This window comes from Gammaproteobacteria bacterium (assembly GCA_027296625.1).
Lineage (GTDB): Bacteria > Pseudomonadota > Gammaproteobacteria > JAKEHO01 > JAKEHO01 > JAKEHO01.
Genome location: JAPUIX010000142.1, coordinates 1 through 3641, shown reverse-complemented (window position 1 = coordinate 3641; position 3641 = coordinate 1). Strand labels below are relative to the sequence as shown.

Below are 3641 nucleotides of genomic sequence, written 5' to 3'. Positions count from 1 at the left end.
TGCCGCAGCATCTGCTTCGGCTGCCGGCTCCATGATACCGGGGATGCCGAGGAAGTAAATGAGCGCAGCGGCGGAAAGGGCGGCTAAAACCAGGCCACCCCACTGAAGGACAAGAATCAACCAAGTCGGCATGGCCTCCTCCTTTCAAGTTGATTATGCCATTGTACTCCAATTTGCTTCAGAGAGATCGCGAATATCGGACTCTTGCTGACCAAGAGGTTTATTCCGATTTAGAAAGCATAAGGCGTGTGGGTCTCAGACTGAGTTAGCCTGCCGTCCACGTTTTCCTGCCTGCTGCCCACCAGTACGGCTCACAGGGGCGTATGAGCAACGTGTCCTCGCTGACGGGCAGTGGTGGGAGCCGTTCATTGAAAAGACAAGCCCTTGTCGGTGCGCTATGGGGTTCAGGGCACCGATTAGGCATCAATTTGGTTGTTAACCTTATGTCCGCCACGATGATTGGTTAGGTAAATATCATTTGATTCTTGTAATTGGGAAAGTCAGCTCTAAAGGCATCCGCATACGCTTCGGGGAGAAATACCCGGGTCACTTCATCTAGCTCAAACTTGAAGCTCCCTAACAGACGCCATTCTCGCTCCAGATAATATTGCCTTTCGTGATCATCGGGGAGCATTAGCTCGAACGGTTTGACGTATGCTATAATTTCAAGCCCGATTAGGTGATACAGATTTTCGACAGGATCCATCATCCTGCGTGATCGATCCTCCGGTAGCGTGTCGCGGAGTTCATCCAAGTGTTTTCCTAGGGCCTTGTGCCCAACTTCAAGCTTCGTCAGCAAATTAGATCCCGATCCTCTCGCCCACCCCCAATCTCCTGGATTGTGCGGCAAATAATAGACAGGCCGCGCACCACATTGTGCGATGTGAGACTTCCTGAATGAGATGCCGAACCGACCATACTTTTGCGCATGCACTGTTATGTCGTCAGCGGGAATATCGCAAAAACACACGCAGGACGGTTTTATATATGTTTCCTCGCGAAGGTTGCCGTCCATATTTGTTTCAATCTGAACCGGATGATAATCCTGCATCCCCGGCTTTGGCGTGAGATGGCCAGCGGACAGCACAGCTTTCAATGTGGCGTATGTTAAATCGGGATCATACCTGTTTTGGGAGCCGACAAAGTGGTGCAATTCGTCGGATACATATCGTTGCTTTGTTTCCTTCCAGCTCTGCAAATGGCAAATCAATGCAGTTAGCTTCTCTTTGATGTTCGTGTCCACTTGGCGCACTGCTACCGACTCGCCAGTGGATTGTGAAGGCGGCTCAAGCTGTTTCAATAAATGCCCCAGGAATTGATCGCTTCGTATTGCAACAACCAATGTGTAGCCCTGGAGTTCGTACTCAATCCTATCCGCGAAGGGCCCCGTGTCAATTAAACCGGATGACCATTGGACGGGACGGGCATGTTGGGACCGCTCATTCGCATCTGCCTGGAATTGGTAGTCACCGCTAACAATGCCCAGTGTAGCGGTCGAAGGATCGTCATCAGGAACAAGGATGAGATCGCCTATCTCAATTTCATGAACAAACTGCCTAATTTGTCCCGCCATCGAACTCCCGGTTGGCGGATTCAGATTATGCTCGCGGGTTATGTAATTTGTCAGGGATACTCTGAATTCCGCATCAGTCAGCTTGGCGAGATCTTCACTGAAGCGAAAATCCAGTATGACGATGCTCTTGTCGCGAAGATATGACTGCGATGGCAGATTTCGTGGCGGGCGTACGAGCCATAATGTCATGTCAAAGCCTTATGTCATCCTGCACGCATAACGAAACTATAGGGAAATCAGCTCTACACGTAACCCGCCTAAGAAATTTTCCTCGATTATCCAAGGCGACCTCGATAGACGTCCGATCACGTCACAGCTGGGAGGAAGCCATGGACAGAATCAGATGGCACGGAAGCAATAACTTTCCCCGCCCGCCATTTCGGCAAAGCCTAAGACAGCCTGTGACCAAGAAATCGAATGAGGGAAACCTAGTCGCCTTTCTTCGAAGGCAAGGCCATCACGTGAAAAGGAAGCGTGGCGTGCTCACGGTCACGCCTAAGGTCCGAGACGATGACCGATGAGGGTGAACGCTTGAGATGCCGTTGTGCATGGGTATATCAATGGGAACATGCAGTTATGCCAAGCCTCGAATGTCTAAACGTCTGATAGCGTATCAGTGGGAAAGCCATGAAGGGCAAGGAGTTGGCGGATTTGAGCAGCCGCGGCAAGGGGGATTGATAGGACCAGTCCGCCCCTCACGTGCGACGACGAGTGCGTGTATATTCACCGCCTTTTCCCACTGCAATCATCACGGATACGGTTGTACGGTACGGGTACGTTACGGTTACGGTTCAGCGGTACGTTACGGTACGGGGGGTCTATAGAGACCCCGTATCCGTACCATCATATCCGTGCCTCGTTCTTAGGAGGGTATCGCGCGTCACGGACGACGAGGCCGCGTCCGATTAGGTGTAACCCTTATCCTTTTCCCATTGGCGGGCAGCATTTTCGGTGGTCTTGTTGCCAACCTGTTTGATGTGGCCCTTAGGATGGTCTTGTTGATGTTCTTGTTCCCGGCGTTCCAGATCGTTCGTAATGCCACCGTGGATGATCTTGTTACCGACCTTGAACACATACCTGTAGGTATTGTATTTGGCCATTTCGGTCTCCTCATTTAGTTGGTGTCCGGCGGGATTGAGCGGGCCAGCAATCTTAACAGAATTTGCTTTGTTGTGAGTCGCTTATGCGCTCGCTTGCCCGAAACCAATTGGCCGATATGTGACAATATGCGGCATGAGCCGACAACGGATATCAAAACGTTCAAGCTCATTTAGCTCGTCATCGGTCCTTATCGCACCGAACTGAAGGATCTGGTCAAACGCCGTCAACGTGCCGGTCGTTTCGGTATCGTAGAAGATGTAACCTGTCATGATTCGCGCCCCATTAAACAGCAACGATAATGTCTTATCGAAGTGATGTAACGAGAAGAAGCATGAGCGATTTGCCCCCCCTTGGATCAGCAGTGGAAGCCATAGTCACCGTCGACAAATCACGTGGTTTTGTCACCCAGTGTGAAGGCCTCGAGGTGGTCATTACCGCCGCACATTGTCTGCCTCACCTGCCGCCTGCTTATTCTGCCTGCGGTACTCAAGAAAAAACCTACTTCAATCTGCTTGGGCCTGTTGGAGAAGATAATCCTTCGATTGCGGCAGAATGTCTTTTCGTCAATCCCGTCGCCGATATAGCCATCCTTGGCGCGCCAGACAATCAGATGTTTATCGATCAATCGGAAGCTTATTGGAGCCTGATGGAGGGCAAGCAATTAGATATCGTGGACGCACCGGAAGAAGGCAAAGCTTGGCTATTAGACCTCAATATGGAATGGGGTCCATGTGCTTTTGAGCGAGTGGCTAATAACTTGTGGCTCACCAATGCAACTCAGGGAATCCTCGGCGGGATGTCAGGGTCTCCGATTATGATGGAAAATGGGGGCGCTATAGGCGTGGTAGTGGTGGGAAGCATAATCGGACCCGGCGACGCAGATTCAGATATGGATGCTTGTTTTGATGGTGGTCCCAACCCCACGCTTATGGCAGATCTTCCTGGGTGGTTTTTCAACAATCAGTGA

General features: G+C 51.0%; 4 protein-coding genes. 1 reads left to right on the top strand and 3 read right to left on the bottom strand.

The annotated features are described in order from the left end of the window. Positions 1–463: 463 nt before the first annotated feature. The 3 genes from O6944_08125 to O6944_08115 form a co-directional block, all read right to left on the bottom strand. Positions 464–1762: an abortive infection system antitoxin AbiGi family protein gene (locus O6944_08125; protein ID MCZ6719097.1), complete on the bottom strand. Its 1299-nt coding sequence runs from the start codon at positions 1760–1762 to the stop codon at positions 464–466. 716 nt (positions 1763–2478) lie between these two features. Then, a complete protein-coding gene (locus tag O6944_08120; protein ID MCZ6719096.1) occupies positions 2479–2673 on the bottom strand; it encodes a GIY-YIG nuclease family protein in 195 nt (64 codons plus the stop codon). An 81-nt stretch (positions 2674–2754) separates the two neighbouring features. Beyond that, on the bottom strand, positions 2755–2943 hold the full coding sequence (locus O6944_08115) for an exonuclease domain-containing protein (GenBank protein MCZ6719095.1): 189 nt from the start codon (positions 2941–2943) through the stop codon (positions 2755–2757). Between the two features lie 62 nt (positions 2944–3005). On the opposite strand from O6944_08115, the gene O6944_08110 reads away from it, so the two are divergent. After that, positions 3006–3641, top strand: a complete 636-nt coding sequence (locus O6944_08110; GenBank protein MCZ6719094.1) for a hypothetical protein — start codon at positions 3006–3008, stop codon at positions 3639–3641.